The 16,703-nt window shown below is 69.4% G+C and carries 17 protein-coding genes and 3 tRNA genes; 11 read left to right on the top strand and 9 right to left on the bottom strand.

What is annotated here, in order from left to right:
- Positions 1-20: 20 nt before the first annotated feature.
- The 5 genes from H9I38_RS08345 (at position 21) to H9I38_RS08325 (ending at position 4,615) form a co-directional block, all read left to right on the top strand.
- Positions 21-821: an electron transfer flavoprotein subunit beta/FixA family protein gene (locus H9I38_RS08345; RefSeq protein WP_226338411.1), complete on the top strand. Its 801-nt coding sequence runs from the start codon at positions 21-23 to the stop codon at positions 819-821.
- Between the two features lie 30 nt (positions 822-851).
- A complete protein-coding gene (locus H9I38_RS08340) occupies positions 852-1,796 on the top strand; it encodes an electron transfer flavoprotein subunit alpha/FixB family protein (protein ID WP_226338330.1) in 945 nt (314 codons plus the stop codon).
- 10 nt (positions 1,797-1,806) lie between these two features.
- Positions 1,807-2,508, top strand: a complete 702-nt coding sequence (locus H9I38_RS08335; RefSeq protein WP_226338328.1) for a copper resistance protein CopC — start codon at positions 1,807-1,809, stop codon at positions 2,506-2,508.
- Positions 2,509-2,568: 60 nt separating this feature from the next.
- The gene (locus tag H9I38_RS08330) at positions 2,569-3,537 is read left to right on the top strand and encodes a universal stress protein (RefSeq protein WP_226338327.1); all 969 of its coding nucleotides are present in this window, start codon (positions 2,569-2,571) and stop codon (positions 3,535-3,537) included.
- A 286-nt stretch (positions 3,538-3,823) separates the two neighbouring features.
- Positions 3,824-4,615, top strand: a complete 792-nt coding sequence (locus H9I38_RS08325) for a hypothetical protein (protein ID WP_226338326.1) — start codon at positions 3,824-3,826, stop codon at positions 4,613-4,615.
- 164 nt (positions 4,616-4,779) lie between these two features.
- Here the strand turns inward: H9I38_RS08325 and H9I38_RS08320 are convergent, their stop codons facing one another.
- Positions 4,780-5,157 carry a metallopeptidase family protein gene (locus H9I38_RS08320; RefSeq protein ID WP_226338324.1) on the bottom strand — a complete coding sequence of 126 codons (378 nt, stop codon included), beginning with the start codon at positions 5,155-5,157 and terminating at the stop codon, positions 4,780-4,782.
- Positions 5,154-6,560 carry an MFS transporter gene (locus H9I38_RS08315; protein WP_226338323.1) on the bottom strand — a complete coding sequence of 469 codons (1,407 nt, stop codon included), beginning with the start codon at positions 6,558-6,560 and terminating at the stop codon, positions 5,154-5,156. The genes H9I38_RS08320 and H9I38_RS08315 overlap by 4 nt, the downstream gene beginning before the upstream one ends.
- Before the next feature lie 146 nt (positions 6,561-6,706).
- Between H9I38_RS08315 and H9I38_RS08310 the strand changes: the two genes are divergently transcribed.
- From H9I38_RS08310 to H9I38_RS08300, 3 genes are all read left to right on the top strand, one after another.
- Positions 6,707-6,779: transfer RNA gene (locus H9I38_RS08310), tRNA-Glu, on the top strand.
- Between the two features lie 162 nt (positions 6,780-6,941).
- Positions 6,942-7,015: transfer RNA gene (locus H9I38_RS08305), tRNA-Asp, on the top strand.
- Between the two features lie 71 nt (positions 7,016-7,086).
- Positions 7,087-7,159 (top strand) — tRNA-Phe (locus H9I38_RS08300).
- A gap of 191 nt (positions 7,160-7,350) precedes the next feature.
- On the opposite strand, the gene H9I38_RS08295 is transcribed toward H9I38_RS08300, so the two are convergent.
- The 4 genes from H9I38_RS08295 to H9I38_RS08280 all read right to left on the bottom strand — a co-directional run bounded on the left by H9I38_RS08295 (position 7,351) and on the right by H9I38_RS08280 (position 10,696).
- A complete protein-coding gene (locus tag H9I38_RS08295; RefSeq protein WP_226338322.1) occupies positions 7,351-7,938 on the bottom strand; it encodes a hypothetical protein in 588 nt (195 codons plus the stop codon).
- Positions 7,939-7,968: 30 nt separating this feature from the next.
- Positions 7,969-8,664: a hypothetical protein gene (locus H9I38_RS08290; protein WP_226338321.1), complete on the bottom strand. Its 696-nt coding sequence runs from the start codon at positions 8,662-8,664 to the stop codon at positions 7,969-7,971.
- Positions 8,665-9,020: 356 nt separating this feature from the next.
- Positions 9,021-9,878, bottom strand: a complete 858-nt coding sequence (locus H9I38_RS08285) for a hypothetical protein (RefSeq protein ID WP_226338320.1) — start codon at positions 9,876-9,878, stop codon at positions 9,021-9,023.
- A complete protein-coding gene (locus tag H9I38_RS08280; RefSeq protein WP_226338319.1) occupies positions 9,875-10,696 on the bottom strand; it encodes an exodeoxyribonuclease III in 822 nt (273 codons plus the stop codon). Before H9I38_RS08280 ends, H9I38_RS08285 begins: the two co-directional genes overlap by 4 nt.
- Before the next feature lie 115 nt (positions 10,697-10,811).
- Between H9I38_RS08280 and H9I38_RS08275 the strand changes: the two genes are divergently transcribed.
- Positions 10,812-11,858, top strand: a complete 1,047-nt coding sequence (locus tag H9I38_RS08275) for an enoyl-CoA hydratase/isomerase family protein (protein ID WP_226338318.1) — start codon at positions 10,812-10,814, stop codon at positions 11,856-11,858.
- A 93-nt stretch (positions 11,859-11,951) separates the two neighbouring features.
- The gene (locus tag H9I38_RS08270) at positions 11,952-12,731 is read left to right on the top strand and encodes an enoyl-CoA hydratase (RefSeq protein WP_226338317.1); all 780 of its coding nucleotides are present in this window, start codon (positions 11,952-11,954) and stop codon (positions 12,729-12,731) included.
- Positions 12,732-12,875: 144 nt separating this feature from the next.
- Here H9I38_RS08270 and H9I38_RS11055 read toward each other — a convergent pair whose 3' ends face one another.
- The 3 genes from H9I38_RS11055 to H9I38_RS08255 all read right to left on the bottom strand — a co-directional run bounded on the left by H9I38_RS11055 (position 12,876) and on the right by H9I38_RS08255 (position 15,142).
- Entirely contained in the window at positions 12,876-13,055 is a 180-nt protein-coding gene (locus tag H9I38_RS11055; RefSeq protein WP_226338410.1) for a DUF3800 domain-containing protein, read from the bottom strand.
- Positions 13,010-13,294 (bottom strand): hypothetical protein, encoded by a 285-nt coding sequence (locus H9I38_RS08260; protein WP_226338418.1) that lies wholly within the window; start codon positions 13,292-13,294, stop codon positions 13,010-13,012. The genes H9I38_RS11055 and H9I38_RS08260 overlap by 46 nt, the downstream gene beginning before the upstream one ends.
- A 66-nt stretch (positions 13,295-13,360) precedes the next feature.
- Positions 13,361-15,142, bottom strand: a complete 1,782-nt coding sequence (locus H9I38_RS08255; protein WP_226338316.1) for an AMP-binding protein — start codon at positions 15,140-15,142, stop codon at positions 13,361-13,363.
- A gap of 275 nt (positions 15,143-15,417) precedes the next feature.
- Between H9I38_RS08255 and H9I38_RS08250 the strand changes: the two genes are divergently transcribed.
- Positions 15,418-16,623: an acyl-CoA dehydrogenase family protein gene (locus tag H9I38_RS08250; RefSeq protein WP_226338315.1), complete on the top strand. Its 1,206-nt coding sequence runs from the start codon at positions 15,418-15,420 to the stop codon at positions 16,621-16,623.
- Positions 16,624-16,703: the final 80 nt, after the last annotated feature.

The following is a 16,703-nucleotide window of genomic DNA, read 5'->3' as shown; positions in this document are numbered from 1 at the left end:
AGGATTGAACTATGAGCCACATGAACGTCGTCGTGCTCGTCAAGCACGTCCCGGACGCCCAGCTGCGGCGGAGCTTCTCCTCCGACCTCACCCTCAACCGCGAGGAGTCCATCCTCTCCGAACTGGACGAGTACCCCATCGAGGCCGCCCTGGCCCTCCGTGAGGCCGCCCAGGACAAGGAGATCTCGGTCTTCGCCCTCACCGTGGGCCCGGAGAAGGCCGCCGCGGCCGTCAAGAAGGCGCTGCAGATCGGGGCGGACGCCGGCTTCCACGTCCAGGATGCGGGCATCGCCGGCTCGGACGCGCTGACCACCTCCAAGGTGCTCGCCGCCGCCGTGACCAAGATCGGCGAGGAGCACGGGGGAGTGGACCTCGTGCTCACCGGCATGACCTCCACGGACGGGGAGACCTCCCTGGTGCCGGCGCAGCTCGCCGAGCTCCTGGACGTCGCGCTCGTCACCCAGGCGGACTCGCTCGACTGGGCGGAGGACGGCTCCTCCCTCGCCGCCACCCGCTCCGGCGGATCCGTGCAGCAGAGCGTCGAGGTCGCGGCGCCCGCGCTCGTGTCCGTGACGGACCAGGCCAACGAGCCGCGCTACCCCAACTTCAAGGCCATCATGGCCGCCAAGAAGAAGCCGGTCACGGACTTCAGCCTCGAGGACCTCGGCGTGGACGCGGCAGGCGTGGGCCGGGACGCCTCCACCATCGCGGTGGTCTCCGCGGACGAGCGCCCCGCCCGCGAGCAGGGCGAGATCATCCGGGACGAGGGCGACGCCGGCGTGAAGCTCGTCGAGTTCCTCGCCTCCGAGCGCCTCATCTAGCCAGCCGACACCGAGCACCAGGGAGAACCCATGAACATCCTCGTCGACCTCGGATCCTCGGCCGAGCTGACCTCCTCCGAGTCCGAGATCCTGACCCTCGCCCGCCAGCTCGCGGACGGCGGCGTCGTCTCCGTCCTCACCCACGTTCCGGCTGAAGACGGGTTCGTGTCCGCCGTCGGAGAGTACGGCGTCGGCCGCGTCCTCGCCCCGGAGAAGGCGGCAGAAGACCTCTCCGCCACGGACACCGCGCTGCTGGAGGCCGCCGTGGACGCCGCGTCGGCCACGCTCGTCCTCGGTCCGTCCACGGCTGACGTCACCGAGTGGTTCGGCCGCCTCTCCGTCCGCCGCGGCGCCGCTGTCATCACGGATGCGGTGGCCCTCGCGGAGGACCAGACCGTCACCAAGTCCGTCCTCGCGGGCAGCTACACCACCACGGTGCGCCCGCAGACGGACCTCGTCTTCATCACGGTGAAGCCGAACTCGCTGGACGCGGAGAAGGCCGAGTCGGCCAGCACTCCGCAGGTGCAGGCCCTCGAGGCCTCCGGCTCCCGCCCCGCCGCCCGGATCACGGGCAGCAGCCCGAAGCCGGTCTCCAACCGCCCGGGCCTCACGGAGGCCCGCGTGGTCGTCGCCGGCGGCCGCGGTCTCGACGGCGACTTCAGCCTCGTCGAGCAGCTGGCCGACGAGCTCGGCGGCGCCGTCGGGGCATCGCGTGCCGCGACGGACGCGGGCTGGATCGACCACAGCGCACAGGTGGGGCAGACCGGCGTCACCGTCTCTCCGCAGCTGTACGTGTCCGTGGGCATCTCGGGCGCCATCCAGCAGCGGGCGGGCATGCAGACGTCCAAGGTCATCGTCGCGGTGAACAAGGACGAGGACGCCCAGGTCTTCGAGATCGCGGACTTCGGCGTGGTCGGCGACCTCAACACCGTGCTGCCCCAGGCCATCGAGGAACTGAAGCGCCGCAAGGCGTAATCTGGAAGGCGTGCAGGACCGGATCACGCTGAAGCCGGCGCTCCCGCAGGCGGGGCGTCATCGGATGGCGCACGCCTTCCTGGCCCTGCTGCTCGCCTGCGCGGCAGTCCTGGGCCCCGTGGGCCCGGCGCGGGCGGACAGCTACCTCGTGGACTCACAGCCCACGGCAGGGTCCCAGGCGAATCCCGGCCCGGCCGAGATCCAGCTCTCCTTCGCGGACATCCCCGTGCAGACGAGCGTCTACGTGAGCGTCAAGGACGCCAAGGGCCACGAGTGGGCTCCGGCCCAGCCGGTGCTCAACGGCACGCTGGTGCGCCAGCCCCTCAAGCCCCAGGCCCCCGCCGGGTCCTACACCGTCTCATGGGCCGCCGTCTCTTCCACGACGGGCGCGCAGCAGTCCGGCAGCTACACCTACACGGTGACCACCGGCCAGGGCGTGGGCGGCCAGGTCCAGGAGAGCGGCGTTCCCGCTCCGGCCCCGAGCAACGGTGCGGAGGACAAGGCCGTCGAGGCCGCCGGCGAGCGCCAGTCCCAGCAGATCTCCACGGTGGTGGTGGTGCTCATCGCGCTCGGCCTCGTCGCGGCCCTCGCCGTGGGACTCGGCGCGCGCCGCAAGCTCATTCAGGCGGACCGCGGCGAGCCCGGGGGCTCCCACACCGCCCGCGGCGAGCCTGCTGGCTCCCACGCCGTCCGTCCTCCTGACGAGCGCTGACCCAGGTTTTCCGCACCCTGCGGGTGTAGCCTGAAAGGACACGAGGCAAGGAGCAAGAGCATGTCCACGAGCACCCCGAATTCCGCTGATCGCCTGGGAATCCTGGTCGGGTATGACGGCTCGGAGAGCTCAGACTGCGCCCTCGAGTGGGCGGTGGACGAGGCGAAGCGCTCGGGCCGCCCCCTGAGCATTGTGACGGCGTACTCCATCCCCACGTACAGCACCGTCGGCATGGAAGCGGCCGTCATGGTGCCGGAGGACGAGTCCATCAAAGCCGGCGCGGAGGCCGTGGCCGGCCAGGGCCGTGAGCGGGCCGAGGCCGCAGGGGTCGCCGCCACCGCCCTCACCGCGTTCGGCGACGCCACCGGCGTCATGCGAGACCTCTCGGAGCGCGCTGACCTGGTGGTGCTCGGAGCCCGGGGCCGCGGCGGCTTCATCGGCCTGCTCGTCGGCTCCACGGCGGCCTCCGTCCCCGGCCATTCGCACTGCCCCACCGTGGTCGTGCCCAAGTGCGTGGCCCATGAGGACGAGCGGGGAGTGGCGCGCGAGAACACCGTCGTCGTCGGCCTGGACGGCTCGGAGCGCGGACGTCTCGCGGCGCTCGTGGCCGCGGAGCGCGCCCAGCTGACCGGTGCCGCGCTGAAGCTCGTCTGCGCGCTGCCGCCCTTCAACGGCACGGTGGCGTGGATTCCGCCGAGCGACGCCATGGAGACCGTCCGCGAGGACGTCCAGACCCAGCTGGCCGCCGCTCGCGAGTGGATCCTCTCCCATTTCCCCGACCTCGAGGTCCAGACCGGCCTCGTGGACGGCGCTCCCGCCCGCGTCCTCACCTCGGAGAGCGAGAAGGCCGCCCTCACGGTGGTCGGCGCCCGCGGCGGCGGAGGCTTCGTGGGCATGCTGCTCGGCTCCACGTCCCAGGCGGTCCTCTCTCAGGGCCGCGGCCCCATCATGGTGGTCCCGGAGCGCGACGACGACCCGCGCCTCGCCTCCCGTGCCGACTTCGGGCCGAAGCACATTCCGACGTTCTAGCGACGCCGCTTCACTCAGACCGCCGCTGCGGGCCCCCTCGACGAGGGGGGCCGCAGTCGTGTGAGGCAGCTGATTCCGGCCTGCGGGGGCTGAGCGGGGACGTTCACAGGAACCCGAGACGCAACCGGCACACAATCGAGACCGTATTGTGATTTGAATTGGTACCGATAGATATATTGGCCGCCTAGGATTGAGTTGTTCCCGGCGAAGACTGCTGGGAAAGTCTCAAACCAAGACTTCTCGGAATCTCATGATTCGGGGAAGTCCATTCCGAAAGGGAATCGATATGTCCCGCATCACCAAGGCTGCTGCCGCTTCTGTCGCTGCGATCCTCCTCGCCTCTGCGGGTTCTGCCGCAGGCGCCGTCACTCCGAAGGCCTCTGCCGCCCCGACGTCGGCCCAGGCCGTCTCCTACCCGACCGCAGGCGCCACGTACCGCCAGGTCCACGCCAAGGTCTCCAACGGCTCCTCCTACGCGTGGACCACGAACCCGCACAGCACGATCAGCGCCGCGGCTACTTTGACGCCGAAGCCGGCCTACAGCTGGTCCGTCATGGGCGCGAAGGCCCCGGTGGCCCAGCGCGCTGCCGCTCCGATGCAGGCCCCGGCCGCCGCTACGGCTCAGCAGGCCGCTGCGGCGCGGACGGTCGCCCTCCCGGGCGGCATGGTGGCCACGGCACCCGCAGGCGTGCAGGTCAGCACCAACCAGTGGGGCGCGTCCTTCACCACGGCTGACGGCCTGGTCAGCGGCGCCGTCAACGTCGGCGTCGGCGGCGGCGGCAGCCTCGTCGGCGGTGCGGGAACCGTCTACCAGGGCACGCCGACCGTGATTCCGATGCCGAACGTTCAGGGCAAGATCGTCACGGAGGGGGCCTGGTTCCCGAACCGTCCGAATGCGGTCAACGTTCAGCTCGACTACATGGGCGGCGACCGTGCCGGCGGCACGGCGAACGTGGTCCTCCCGGTGAACCACAAGCCCACTCCGGCGGAGATCACCAGCATGGTCAAGCAGTTCCTGGCTTCCCAGGACGGCAAGAACGTGGTCTCCTTCTACAGCTCGGTGCGCCCGGCGCGCTGATCTGGAGAGCAGACTTTCTGAACGGAAAGTGAATTCTCGGCTGAGGCCGGGTGGTGCAGCATGGCGCACCGCCCGGCCTTTTCCGTGCTTTTTCGCCGATCACTTCAATTCGCCTGCTGTGATTTCCCTGTGTGGGAATCCTGAATACCCTGCCTCAGACTTTTCTATCCCCAGCCCAGCTCGTGGAGCCGCGCGTCCGTGATGCCGAAATGGTGGGCCACCTCGTGGACGATGGTCGTGATGATCTCCTCCACCACCTCGTCATAGGTCTCGCACGCCTCGAGGAAGGTCTCCTTGAAGAGCACCACGGCGTCCGGAAGGGCGCCGATCTCGGCGTCATAGACCCGCTCCGTCAGCGGGATGCCCTCGTAGATCCCCCAGAGCTGGGTGTCCGGATCTTCGCCGGGATCCGGCACGTAGCGGTCCTCGACGATCACGGCCACGTTCGAGAGCGAGGCGACCGCCTCCGCCAGCTGCGGCGGCAGGTTGTCCATGGCCTCGTTGACGGCCAGCTCGAACTCGATGTCCGTCAATTCGATCACGGCCGGCTCCCACCCTCGTTCGGCTCGCACGGCTCCGCGAGTCCGATGGGTCCCCGCGGCCGGAACGTGAGCGTCACGAGGCCGACGGCGACCGCGACGGCGGCGAGGTAGACCGCCGGCGCCGTCGTGCTCCCCGAGACGCTCACGAGCCACGTGCTGACGAACGGCGCCGTGCCGGCGAAGAGGAGGTACGCCAGGTTGAAGCCGAGAGCCGCGGCAGAGAAGCGCAGGCGCGGCGGGAAGATCTCCAGGACAGCGCTCGTCACCGGCCCGAAGTACAGCGCGAGCGCGGCGGCCAGAAGCACCTGCCCGGCGACCGCCGCGGCGAACGTGCCGTGGCCGGCCAGCCAGTAGGCCGGGTAGGCCGCGACGGCGATGCCCGCCGCCCCCGCCGTGAGCGTCCGGCCGCGGCCCCACGCGTCCGAGATCCACCCGCCCACCGGCTGGAGGACGAGCAGGGCGCCGAGGGCGATCGCGTTCGACCCCAGAGCCTCCGTGGGCTCCATGCGCGCCGTGGTGGTGAGGTACGTGCTCATGTAGCCGCTGATCGTGTAGAACCCCAGGCCGGAGAGCACCGAGAGGGCGAACGCGAGCAGGATGGCGCCGGGGTGGCGGCGCAGGGACTCGAGCACGGGGACGCGGGGCACGGCGTCCCGCTGGACGGTCCGGCGGAAGTCCGGCGACTCCTGGACTCGGAACCGGATGACGAGTCCCACGAGCGCGAACGCGCCGCCGAGGAGGAAGCAGAGGCGCCAACCGATCTCGCTGAACGCGGGTGCGCCCATGAGATGCGTGAGGGCCAGGACGAGGCTGGCCGCGAAGATGCCCGGGATGTTGATGCACGTGGACGAGAGGCTGACGAAGAGCCCGCGCCGACGGGCGGGGGAGTGCTCCGCCACGAGGGTGTTGCTGCCGATAGTCTCAGCCCCGGCGGAGAGGCCCTGCACCATGCGGCACAGGGTCAGCAGGACCGGAGCCCAGGCCCCCGCCTGAGCGTAGGTGGGAAGGACGCCGATGGCGGCGGTGGCTCCGCCCATGAGCAGGATGACCGCGGCGAGCACGCCTCGCCGCCCGAGGCGGTCCCCGAGGTGGGAGAAGAGGAGGCCGCCGAGCGGGCGCATGCTGAAGCCGAGGGCGAAGACCCCGAACGTCTTGAGCGTGCCGGCGAGCGGATCCCCGGGCGCGAAGAAGTGGTGGCTGATGGTGGAGGCCACGTAGGCGTAGACGAGGAAGTCGTAGAACTCCACGAACTGCCCGACGGCGGCCGAGGCGACGACGGGACGGATGCGGGAGCGCTCGGAGTCCCGGGCCCGCTCGGAGCCGTGGGAGGCGGCCTCGGCGGCCTCGGGACCCGGGCCTTGAGGGTCTGGGTGCGGGGGTTCTGCGGCGTGAGTGGTGGACACGTGTAAAGTCTATGCGGCGGCGGATCGGCGGGCTTTGTGCGGGTGCACGGCAGCGGAGGCCCGGGTTTGTGCGCAGGCGCGAGAGTGCCTTAGACTATTACGAGTCCACTTGAGAGAGTCCCGCGAGACTCGAACTCAGTGTTCAGGCCCCCATCGTCTAGAGGCCTAGGACACCGCCCTTTCACGGCGGCGACACGGGTTCGAATCCCGTTGGGGGTACTCCACCCCGGTGGACGTCCCGGATCTCGGCTTCGGCTGGGGCGAGGGAAGCGGATTCAGGAATGCGGATCCCGTCGGTTTGCACGGCGCGGAAACACATGATAGAGTCTAACTCTTGGAACGGCAAGGAAGTTCGTGAACTTCACAGCCGATTTCATCCAAGGCCCTGTAGCGCAGTTGGTTAGCGCGCCGCCCTGTCACGGCGGAGGTCGCGGGTTCAAGTCCCGTCAGGGTCGCTCAGATTGACGATTCGATCCGCTCTTCGGAGCATCGGTCGTGATCTCGGTGATCATCTCGGATGATGCCAGGCTCTGTAGCTCAGTTGGTAGAGCGTTCGACTGAAAATCGAAAGGTCACCGGATCGACGCCGGTCGGAGCCACTGAAAACCCCCGCGTAGCTTCTACATCGCGGGGGTTTTCTCATGCTCGGAAACGGCAGCGGATGACGTCAGACGCAACAGGGCCCGCGCCCCCGAGGTCGTCCCTCAGAGGCGCGGGCCCTGTCAGCGAGTGCCAGCCCGGTCAGGCTGGGCGCCCGCTCGCCGAGGGCAGGCGGGCGCCGAAGCCGTCCTTAGAACAGGCCGGGCATCTTCTTTCCGAAGTCGGACGTCGTCATGGTCAGCGAGCTGACGTCCTGGTCGTTGCCCGTGGACTTGTCGTCCTCGAGGCGGCCCGTCTGCGTCACCGAGACGGAGTTCTGCAGGCGGCCCTCGGACGTGTTGCCGTCGCCGAAGTTGAGCGTGCCGATGAGCTGGTCCTCGCCCTTGTTGACCGGGTTGGACAGCGTCACCTCGAACGAGCGGGTGGACGTCTTCTCGTTGAAGCCGAGGTCCCGCATGTAGGCACCGTTGTACCAGCCCGGCGTCATGAGGCGGTCCACGCCCTTGGGGCCCTTCTCCGTCTTCACGTCCACGCGGAAGCTGACCACGGGGAACTCGCCGTAGTAGCGCTCCGAGCCGACGTTCTTGACGCGGATGGCGACGGCGCCCGCGTAGCCCGGCGCCTTCGCGCTCGAGACCGTCACGTGGGGCGTGAGGTCGTGGGCTGCGGCGGCCGGCGCCGGCGTCTCCTCAGCGGAGGCGGCCGTGCCGAGGCCCGCGAGGGCCGTGCCGAGGACGAGTGCGCCAGCGGCGATGCGGTTCTTCACAGATGCAGTCATGGTGTTCTCTCCAGGTGTCCTCGGTGGGGCTTACTTCGTGGCGGCGTCGGCCGAGTCAGACGGCTTGTCGTAGAGCTTCACGCGGACCTCGTTCTTCACGGGGACGAACGCGGTCCAGGCGGTCGGCGTGGACCAGGTGCCGTTGGCCTTGCAGAACTGCTGGGTGCCCTGCATGCTGATCGTCCGGAAGCCGTAGGTTGCCTCGCCGGTGTAGCCCGCCGGGACGTCGTACGGTCCGATGTCCTGGCCGACCTCCCAGGAGAGCTCGTAGGAGGCCTCGCCGCCGACCATCTTGGCGAGCGACCAGGCGATGCCGGCCTGGCCGCCGTCCTTGGAGCCGCTGCCGTTGATGGACGTGGTCTCCGTCTGGCTGCCGTTGACCTTGATGGAGATCGACTGCGTCTTGGAGAGCTTCTGCGTCAGCGGGATGGTGCCCTTGGTGGTGTTCGTGGCGGAGATCGTGCCCACGGGGGAGAAGTTGTCCGTCACCTTGTAGACGGTGGTGCGGCGGTCCTCGAGGGAGTTGCACACCGGGTGCGGGTTGAGGACGTTCGGCTTGATGTGGTCCGAGCCGTGGGTCGTGTTCACGATGGGGAGCTTCGGCGTGTTCGACGGCGTCTCCGGGTACGTGTCGTTCTGCGTGATGGCCTGGGCAGGCGCGCCGGCGGCCGAGATCAGCAGTGCTGCGCCGCCGAGGGCGGCAGCGGCCTTGGTGTTCCACTTCATGGGGGTGCTCCTCTTTGGTCCGTACAGATGTGAAGGACTTCGAGGGAGACAGCTCCGGGCGTCGTACTCGGCTGCGGGGCGGCCGCCGTGGCCCCCGAGGGGGCTTGGCTGGCCGTCTCCACGGTCTCGCACCGTGAACGGGCTCCTTCGATGGCCTGTCCAGTACGGTAAGCACGCCCACATCCTGATAGCTACCTCAACGTAGGTTACGGTTCGGTAACTCCGGGTGAACCGGGCGGGAATCCCAGTCGGGACAAGGGAACGGACGTCGCAGACTTCTTGAAATGTGAAGTACTGTGCAGTAGCTAAGCGCGTAGACCGGTCTATAACATCCGAATGGAGAAATGGCGTCCCGGCTACAGGCCGCTCGTCAGATCCCGGGCGATGGCGTTGTGGACGTCCCGCCAGCGCCGCTCGAACCGGCGGTACGCGGCCGTGGCCGTCACGGTGTCCTGATCCTCGAGGGCGGCGAGCGCGATGCCGAGATCCCGCGGTGAGTCGTCCGAGCCCAGGATCCGGGAGGCGGCTCCGTAGTCCAGCTCGACGATTCCGTCGGCGTGCGGCGTCAGCCAGGCCTCGGTCCGTCCCAGCTCGTCCACGATGTCCGTGGGGAGCGCGGCCCAGGACAGCGTCAGGATGGCGCGGCGCAGCCTGGCCAGGGCGGTGTCCACGTCCACGCGGATGATCCCCGCCGCAGGCACGGGCTTGGCGTCCTCTTCGGCCCAGAGCACGAGCCAGGAGATGGGGACGCAGGCGGAGGCGGCCCACATGTAGCGGGACGCGGCCGGGTCCGCAGGGGCGAGCCGCCCGCTCACGCCGCTCAGCTCGGCGTCCAGCTGGCGGTCGTCGAACGCGTCGTGCGCCTCCTCCAAGTCTTCAGGGGAGACGATGCGGGCGAACATCTGCTCGCCGAGGGACTGGTAGAGGGCCCGCGCCGTCTCCGGGAGGCGGGCCTCCGGCTGCTCCGGCGTGACGTAGACGCGCTCGTTGGCGAAGAGCGCCCGGTACACGGGCGTGCGGGAGAGGCGCTGCTGCCGCCGCTCCGAGGCGGACATGAGGATCTCCGGCAGCTCGCGGTTCATGGCCGTGGCCTCGAGGGCCTCATGGTCCAGGCCGGCCGCGATGGTCTCGGGGCTCGTGGCGCCGGAGAAGTGCTCCGCCGGCAGGTAGAGGCGCAGGACGCTGTACGGCCGCGACGCCGCGGGAGAGGTCATCGGGACTCCCCGAGCCCCTCGAACTCCACCACCACCGGCGCGTGGTCCGAGGCGCCCTTGCCTTTGCGCTCGTCCCTGTCGATGTACGTGCTCTTCACATGCCGTGCGAGCGCGGGGGAGAGCAGCTGGAAGTCGATCCGCATGCCCTCCTTCTTGGGGAAGCGCAGCTGGGTGTAGTCCCAGTACGTGTAGACGCCCGGCCCGGGGTGCTCCGCGCGGACGGGATCCGTGAGCCCGAGGTCCAGGAAGGCCTGGAAGGCGGCGCGCTCCGGCGGGGAGACGTGGGTGTAGCCCTCGCGCTGGAAGAGCTCGATGTCCCAGACGTCCTCGTCCTTCGGCGCGATGTTCCAGTCCCCGACGAGCGCCAGCTTGGCCTCCGGATCCTCCTTCAGCCAGGCCTCCGTCTGGGAGCGCAGGACGTCCAGCCAGTTCAGCTTGTAGACCATGTGCTCGTCCTCGAGGCCGCGCCCGTTGGGCACGTAGAGGGACCAGACCCGCACCCCGCCGCAGACGGCGCTCAGCGCGCGGGCCTCCTGGACGGGGTCTTTCCCGCCCTTGCCGAACTCGGGCTGCCGGGGGAACGTCCGCTGGACGTCCTCCAGTCCCACCCGGGAGACGATGGCCACGCCGTTCCACTGGCTGAGGCCGAAGTGGGCCACCTCGTAGCCGGCGCGCTCGAAGAGCTCCCACGGAAAGTTCTCATCCTTGCACTTGGTCTCCTGGACGGCGAGGACGTCCGCGTCCTCCCGCTCCAGCCAGGACTCGACCCGGTCAGCGCGGGCGCGGAGGGAGTTCACGTTCCATGTTGCGATCTTCACCCTCCCGAATCTAGCAATTCACCTCGGCCCTCCCTTTGTGCACGTGCACTGTCGGCACCCCCTCGTTCTTGGTAGGTTGACAGGTGATTGCGACCCAGATCACGAAAGGCCTCCCGTGGACCAGAATCGACAGGACGCGAACGCCGGCAGCGCAGCCCAGGAGGGCGAGCCGACCGTCGTCGCCGAACGCCGCGGCCGCACCGGGTTCATCCTCCTGAACCGGCCCAAGGCGCTCAACGCCCTGAGCGGGGACATGATCGCCCGTATGCACGCCGCCCTGATCGGCTGGGCCGACGACGACTCGGTGGACCAGGTCGTGGTCCACGGAGCCGGAGAGCGGGGGCTCTGCGCGGGCGGCGACATCGTCGCGGTCTACAAGGACTTCACGGACGGCGACGGCTCCGCGAGCGAGCACTTCTTCCGCTCCGAGTACTCCCTGGACAACTACACGGCCGAGTACCCCAAGCCGTATGTGGCCGTCATGGACGGGCTCGTCCTCGGCGGCGGCGTCGGCATCTCCGCGCACGGCTCGGTCCGCGTCGTGACCGAGCGCACCAAGCTGGGCATGCCGGAGACCGGGATCGGCTTCCTCCCGGACGTCGGAGCCACCTACCTGCTGCCGCGCGTTCCGGGCGAGCTCGGCACGTACATGGCCCTCACCGGTGAGATGGTCACCGGGGCGGACGCCGTGGCGCTCGGGCTGGCCGACGTCGTCGTCGAGAGCGCGAAGCTCGAGGAGCTCATGAAGGCGGTCGAGGAGGAGCCGGTGGCGGACGTCCTCGCCCGCCTCAAGAGCGAGGCGCCGAAGTCCGAGCTGCTCGCCCAGCGCGAGTGGATCGACGAGGCGTTCGCGGGGAACGACCCGCGCCAGATCGTCGCCCGCCTCCGCGAGGGAGGCCACGGGGACGTGGCGGACACGATCGAGTCGAAGTCCCCGACGTCCACGTTCGTCACCCTCGAGCTGCTGCGGGAGGGCGCCGGGCAGACGCTCCGCGAGGCCTTCGACGCCGAGCTCGAGGCGGGCATGCACCTCATCCGCTCGGGCGAGATGATCGAGGGCATCCGCGCGCAGGTCGTGGACAAGGACAAGTACCCGAAGTGGAACCCGGGGCGCCTCGAGGACGTCTCGCAGGAGCGCGTCGACGAGATCCTGGGGCGCTGACCGCCGGCGGCCCGGCCGAGTGCTCGGCCGACGGCTGACCGCTTCCGGGCCGCGGGCCCGATCCCTTCCATCCGATCCCTCTGAGGAGAAGTCATGGCTGAGAGCTACGAGAACATCCTGGTGGAGACCCGCGGGCGCGTGGGCCTCATCACCCTGAACCGTCCCAAGGCGCTCAACGCGCTCAACAAGGCGACCATGCTCGAGGTCGTGGCGGCGGCCCGGGAGTTCGACCGGAACCCGGAGATCGGCGCGATGGTCCTCACCGGTTCCGAGAAGGCGTTCGCCGCCGGAGCGGACATCAAGGAGATGGCGTCGAAGGACTACGTGGACGCCTACCTCAGCGACTGGTTCGCCGACTGGGAGGGCCTCACGCGCCTGCGCACCCCGATCATCGCCGCGGTCTCCGGGCACGCGCTCGGCGGCGGCTGCGAGGTCGCGATGATGTGCGACATGATCATCGCCTCCGAGACCGCCCGCTTCGGACAGCCCGAGATCAATCTCGGCGTCTTCCCGGGCATGGGCGGCTCGCAGCGCCTCACCCGCGCCGTCGGCAAGTCCAAGGCCATGGACATGATCCTCACCGGCCGCACCATGAAGGCGGACGAGGCCGAGCGCGCGGGCCTCGTCTCCCGCGTGGTCGGCGCGGAGGACTTCCTCGACGAGGCGCTCAAGGCCGCCGAGGCCATCGCCTCCAAGTCCAAGCCCGTGGCCATGATGGCCAAGGAAGTGGTCAACGCCGCGTTCGAGACGCCCCTCTCGCAGGGCATCACCTATGAGCGCCGCCTCTTCCACTCCCTCTTCGCCCTCGAGGACCAGAAGGAGGGCATGGACGCCTTCGTGAACAAGCGCGAGGCGGACTTCAAGGGCCGGTAGGGCTTCCGGCTCTCCTGCACGACGACGGGCGCGGCGCCCGCGGTTCCCGCCGCGGGCGCCGCGCCCGCCTTCTGCGGTAACATACTGACTGCAGACCTCCCCCGTTCACGCGGATCAGGGAGGTCTAGCTGTATCCGCCCGTGCTCAGATGGCTTGAGGCCGTCGGTGGGGGTCCCGGAGTGAGAGGTGGGTGTCGTACCAGCGGTGCGCGAAATCGTGAGCCTTGATCGGGGAGAGCGCCGCGTTGGCTGACCAGGCTACGTGGTCGGCTATCTGGATCAGCTGAGAAGCAGACGAGTCGGTGTGGACCGGGTCTTCGATGATTCTGCGTTCGGCGAGCTTGAAATCCGGCCGCGGCCCAGCGCGTAGTCCGTCATGTGAAGCTCCTGCGAGGCGGGCACGGAGTACTTGAGCCACAGAGACTTGCGGTGGTCGAGCCAGGTGCGCAGGACGCCGTTCCAGTGCGCCGGTGTGAACTCGATCCAGCCGTACACCACGAGGCCTGACTGGGGACGCCCGGAGTCGTCGATGTAGATCATCCGGCTGAGGGAGGGCACAGGCATAACGACCATTTTAGGCGCGGCGCCCGCGGTTCCCGCCGCGGGCGCCGCGCCCGTCGTCGTCCCGGTCTACTCCTTGAAGTCGGCCTCGGAGTACTCGACGCCGAGGCCCTGGCCGGTGCCGCCCTCGCCGAACTCGCCGTGGCGCTCCGCCTCGGCCTTGCGCAGCTCCACGCGGCGGATCTTGCCCGAGACGGTCTTCGGCAGCTCGGCGAACTCGAGGCGGCGGATCCGCTTGAACGGGGCCAGGCGCTCGCGGCAGAACTCGAGGATGTCCTTCGCGAGCTCCGCGCTCGGCTCGGCCGAGGCCACCGTGACCACGTACGCCTTGGGCACGGAGAGCTTGATCGGGTCCGGCGAGGGGACCACGGCGGCCTCCGCGACCTTCGGGTGCTCGATGAGCACGGACTCCAGCTCGAAGGGGGAGAGGCGGTAGTCCGAGGACTTGAAGACGTCGTCGGCGCGGCCCACATAGGTGATGACCCCGTTCTCATCCCTCGAGGCCGTGTCGCCCGTGTGGTAAAGCCCGTCCCGCATGGCCTCGGCGGTCTTCTCCGGGTTGCCGAAGTAGGACTTCATGAGGCCCACGGGGCGCGGGTCGAGGCGGAGGCAGAGCTCGCCCTCGTCCCCCTCCTCGCCGGTGGCGGGGTCCACGAGGACCACGTCGTATCCGGGCAGCGGACGGCCCATCGAGCCGATCTTGACGCGGCAGCCCGGGGTGTTGGCGATCTGCACGGTGGACTCGGACTGGCCGAAGCCGTCGCGGATCGTGGCGTCCCAGGCGCGCTGGACCTGGTCGATCACCTCGGCGTTGAGGGGCTCGCCCGCGGAGACGGCCTTCTGCGGCGGGGTCTTCAGGCGAGTCAGATCCGCCTGGATGAGCATGCGCCAGACGGTGGGCGGCGCGCAGAAGCTCGTCACGCCCTCGCGCTCCATGTTGTCCATGAGGGCCGCCGCGTCGAACCGCTCGTAGTTGTAGATGAACACCGTGGCCTCCGCGATCCACGGCGCGAAGATGTTGGACCACGCGTGCTTGGCCCAGCCGGGGCTCGCGACGTTGAGGTGGACGTCTCCCGGCTCCAGGCCGATCCAGTACATCGTGGACAGGTGCCCCACCGGGTAGCTCGTGTGGGTGTGCTCCACGAGCTTCGCCTTGCTCGTGGTTCCGGAGGTGAAGTAGAGCAGGAGCGTCTCGTCCGCGCGCGTCGGCTCGGCGAGCTCGAACTCCTCCGGCGCGCTCTCGCTGTCCTCGTAGCGGAGGACGGTGCGGGATCCGGAGGGCGCGACGGCGGCCGCCTCGGACTCCTCCTCGCTCGCTCCGACGGCGATGACGGAGAACTCGCCCTCCACCTCGGCGAACTTGGCCGCGTGGGCGCCGCCCACGAGGGCCCAGCGGGCGCCGCCGCGCTCCACGCGGTCCTGGAGGTCGGCCTGCGCCATGAGCGTGGTGGTCGGGATCATGACGATCCCCATGCGGATGCCCGCGAGCATGGCCTCCCAGAGCTCCACCTGGTTGCCGAGCATGACGATCATCGCGTCCCCGCGCTGCACGCCCTGCGCGGTGAGCCAGGCGGCCACCTGCGTCGAGCGGCGGCTGAGGTCCTGCCAGGTGCGGCGCGTGGACGAGCCGTCCTGCTCCACGATGACGAGGGCCTGGTCCCCGCCGCGCTCCGAGCCGGCGACCGAGTCGAACCAGTCCGAGGCGAAGTTGAACGTCTCGAAGCGCGGCCACTCGAATGACTGCCGGGCGGCCTCGTAGTCCTCGCGGACGGCGAGCAGCGCGTCCCGGGCCTCGCGGAAGGCCTCGGCGTTGCGGGCCGGGCTCTCGGCGGCGGTGTCCGTGGGTGTCATGGAGGTCCTCTCTCCTTCTGCGGTTCCGGCCTGCGGCGGCCTGAGGATGTGAACCCAATCACACCGAAACAATCAAGAGTGTTCAAGGGTCTGTCCGCAATGCGAGTGGGACTGAAACTGCACAGCACTCGTGCACTGATGCACACTGTGAGGCGGGACACACTTCGGATAGGCTCGTTTCATGCACCGCGCCGTCGCGGCCCGCCTTTTCCCGCCGTGAGCGGAAAGAGGCAGGGGAGCGGGCGCCTGGACGACCCTGCAGCCCGAGGAGAGCGATGACGATTTCCGACCCGTCCCGGACCAGCGAGCCGCTTGTCGAGGCTCCTCCGTACGCCGATGCCGACGTCAGCTACGTCGTGGACCTCCTCGATCCGCAGGAGAAGGCCCGCTTCGAGGAGATCCGCGCCTTCCTCCAGGAGGAGGTGCGCCCGCACTCGATCGAGCCCTGGAACCGCGAGGAGTTCGCGTCCGGCCTCGTGGCCGCGATGGCCGAGCACGGCCTCGGCGAGCTCCAGCTGGACGGCTCGTCCCGTCTCTTCAAGGGTCTCGTCTACGCGGAGGTGGCGCGCGCGGATGTGTCCCTCTCCGCGCTCGTGGGCATCCACAACGAGCTCATCGTGGGCATGATCGACCACCTCGGCTCGGAAGAGCAGAAGCGGCAGTGGCTCCCGGGCCTGCGCACCTTCGCCAAGACCGGCGCCTTCGCCCTGACGGAGCCCCTGCACGGCTCGGACATCGCCGGCGGCCTCTCGACGACGGCGCGGCGCGAGGGCGACGAGTGGGTCATCAACGGCTCGAAGCGCTGGATCGGCATGGGCACCATCTGCGACTTCGCCCTCATCTGGGCGCGGGACGAGGCGGACGGCCAGATCAAGGCCTTCATCGTGGAGTCCGACCGCGAGGGCTACTCGGCGGAGAAGATCTGCAACAAGGTGGGCCTGCGCATCATGCAGAACGCCCACATCGAGCTGGAGGAGGTCCGCGTCCCGCACTCGAACCTCCTGCCGGGCGCCTCGAGCTTCCACGCCGCCAACGAGCTGCTCCGCGACTCCCGGGCCTGGGTGGGCTGGCAGGGCGTGGGCATCCAGCTCGCCGCGTTCGACGTGGCCCGCACCTACGCCCTCTCCCGCGAGCAGTTCGGCCGCCAGCTGGCCAAGTTCCAGCTCGTGCAGGAGCCGCTCGCGCGGATGCTCGGCAATGCTCACGCCTCGCTCGGCCTCATGGTGCAGCTGGCCCGCGTGCAGGAGGAGGGGCGTCTGGACATGGTCCAGGCTGCGCTCGGCAAGTCCACCACCACGCGGCTCGCCCGTGAGTCCGTGGCCGCCGGGCGGGCGATGCTCGGCGGGAACGGCATCACGAGCGACTACGAGATGGCCAAGATCTTCGGCGACGCCGAGATCCTCTTCACCTACGAGGGCACCTACGAGATCAACTCGCTCATCGTGGCCCGCGGCGTGACGGGCGTCAGCGCGTTCGTCTGAGCCGGTCCCTCGCCCGCGTCCGGGCGGCTGCGGGCCGCTCCGACGGCTTCGGCCGGGGGCTCGGGCTTCAGGACTCCGCC

The sequence above is a fragment of the Arthrobacter sp. UM1 genome (genome assembly GCF_020483305.1).
Lineage (GTDB): Bacteria > Actinomycetota > Actinomycetes > Actinomycetales > Micrococcaceae > Falsarthrobacter.
This window is presented reverse-complemented; position numbering and strand designations above follow the sequence as displayed.